General features: G+C 49.8%; 2 tRNA genes and 1 rRNA gene. All 3 read left to right on the top strand.

Annotated elements, in window-relative coordinates:
- Nucleotides 1-168: 168 nt before the first annotated feature.
- The 3 genes from MN869_RS20290 (at nucleotide 169) to MN869_RS20280 (ending at nucleotide 1,973) form a co-directional block, all read left to right on the top strand.
- Nucleotides 169-1,706, top strand: a 16S ribosomal RNA gene (locus tag MN869_RS20290).
- Between the two features lie 59 nt (nucleotides 1,707-1,765).
- Nucleotides 1,766-1,842: transfer RNA gene (locus MN869_RS20285), tRNA-Ile, on the top strand.
- A 55-nt stretch (nucleotides 1,843-1,897) separates the two neighbouring features.
- Nucleotides 1,898-1,973 (top strand) — tRNA-Ala (locus MN869_RS20280).
- Nucleotides 1,974-1,990: the final 17 nt, after the last annotated feature.

Here is a 1,990-nt window from a genome sequence, read left to right as displayed (position 1 = left end):
AAGATCATTAAGAGAATAGAAGAACAACTTGTGTGGATTTTTACTGGTTGATCAATCGAAAATATTTCATTGATTGAATGGTAGAAATTTCTCGAAGTTTATTTGAGCGAATTTTTAGTCAGAAAATTGATGAGCCAAGATTTGTAGCCATAAGCTACTAATGATTTTAAACTGAAGAGTTTGATCATGGCTCAGATTGAACGCTGGCGGCAGGCTTAACACATGCAAGTCGAGCGGAGTGATGGTGCTTGCACTATCACTTAGCGGCGGACGGGTGAGTAATGCTTAGGAATCTGCCATTTAGTGGGGGACAACATTCCGAAAGGAATGCTAATACCGCATACGTCCTACGGGAGAAAGCAGGGGATCTTCGGACCTTGCGCTAAATGATGAGCCTAAGTCGGATTAGCTAGTTGGTGGGGTAAAGGCCTACCAAGGCGACGATCTGTAGCGGGTCTGAGAGGATGATCCGCCACACTGGGACTGAGACACGGCCCAGACTCCTACGGGAGGCAGCAGTGGGGAATATTGGACAATGGGCGGAAGCCTGATCCAGCCATGCCGCGTGTGTGAAGAAGGCCTTTTGGTTGTAAAGCACTTTAAGCGAGGAGGAGGCTCTCCTAGTTAATACCTAGGATGAGTGGACGTTACTCGCAGAATAAGCACCGGCTAACTCTGTGCCAGCAGCCGCGGTAATACAGAGGGTGCGAGCGTTAATCGGATTTACTGGGCGTAAAGCGTGCGTAGGCGGCTGATTAAGTCGGATGTGAAATCCCTGAGCTTAACTTAGGAATTGCATTCGATACTGGTCAGCTAGAGTATGGGAGAGGATGGTAGAATTCCAGGTGTAGCGGTGAAATGCGTAGAGATCTGGAGGAATACCGATGGCGAAGGCAGCCATCTGGCCTAATACTGACGCTGAGGTACGAAAGCATGGGGAGCAAACAGGATTAGATACCCTGGTAGTCCATGCCGTAAACGATGTCTACTAGCCGTTGGGGCCTTTGAGGCTTTAGTGGCGCAGCTAACGCGATAAGTAGACCGCCTGGGGAGTACGGTCGCAAGACTAAAACTCAAATGAATTGACGGGGGCCCGCACAAGCGGTGGAGCATGTGGTTTAATTCGATGCAACGCGAAGAACCTTACCTGGTCTTGACATAGTAAGAACTTTCCAGAGATGGATTGGTGCCTTCGGGAACTTACATACAGGTGCTGCATGGCTGTCGTCAGCTCGTGTCGTGAGATGTTGGGTTAAGTCCCGCAACGAGCGCAACCCTTTTCCTTATTTGCCAGCGGGTTAAGCCGGGAACTTTAAGGATACTGCCAGTGACAAACTGGAGGAAGGCGGGGACGACGTCAAGTCATCATGGCCCTTACGACCAGGGCTACACACGTGCTACAATGGTCGGTACAAAGGGTTGCTACCTAGCGATAGGATGCTAATCTCAAAAAGCCGATCGTAGTCCGGATTGGAGTCTGCAACTCGACTCCATGAAGTCGGAATCGCTAGTAATCGCGGATCAGAATGCCGCGGTGAATACGTTCCCGGGCCTTGTACACACCGCCCGTCACACCATGGGAGTTTGTTGCACCAGAAGTAGGTAGTCTAACCGTAAGGAGGACGCTTACCACGGTGTGGCCGATGACTGGGGTGAAGTCGTAACAAGGTAGCCGTAGGGGAACCTGCGGCTGGATCACCTCCTTAACGAAAGATTGGTGACCGGTAAGAATCCACAACAAGTTGTTCTTCGAAGATGTATCTGAGGGTCTGTAGCTCAGTTGGTTAGAGCACACGCTTGATAAGCGTGGGGTCACAAGTTCAAGTCTTGTCAGACCCACCAAATCTGATTGCAGTAGCTTAGATTGAAAGATATGTCGTTCATTAAGTGATAAGCTGGGGACTTAGCTTAGTTGGTAGAGCGCCTGCTTTGCACGCAGGAGGTCAGGAGTTCGACTCTCCTAGTCTCCACCATGTACTTTACGGAGTAC

Origin of the sequence: Acinetobacter sp. NIPH1876 (assembly GCF_022808535.1) — a bacterium.
In the GTDB taxonomy this organism is placed as follows: Bacteria; Pseudomonadota; Gammaproteobacteria; order Pseudomonadales; family Moraxellaceae; genus Acinetobacter; species Acinetobacter higginsii.
The sequence above is the reverse complement of the archived record's forward strand: the minus strand, read 5'-3'. Positions and strand labels throughout refer to the sequence as shown.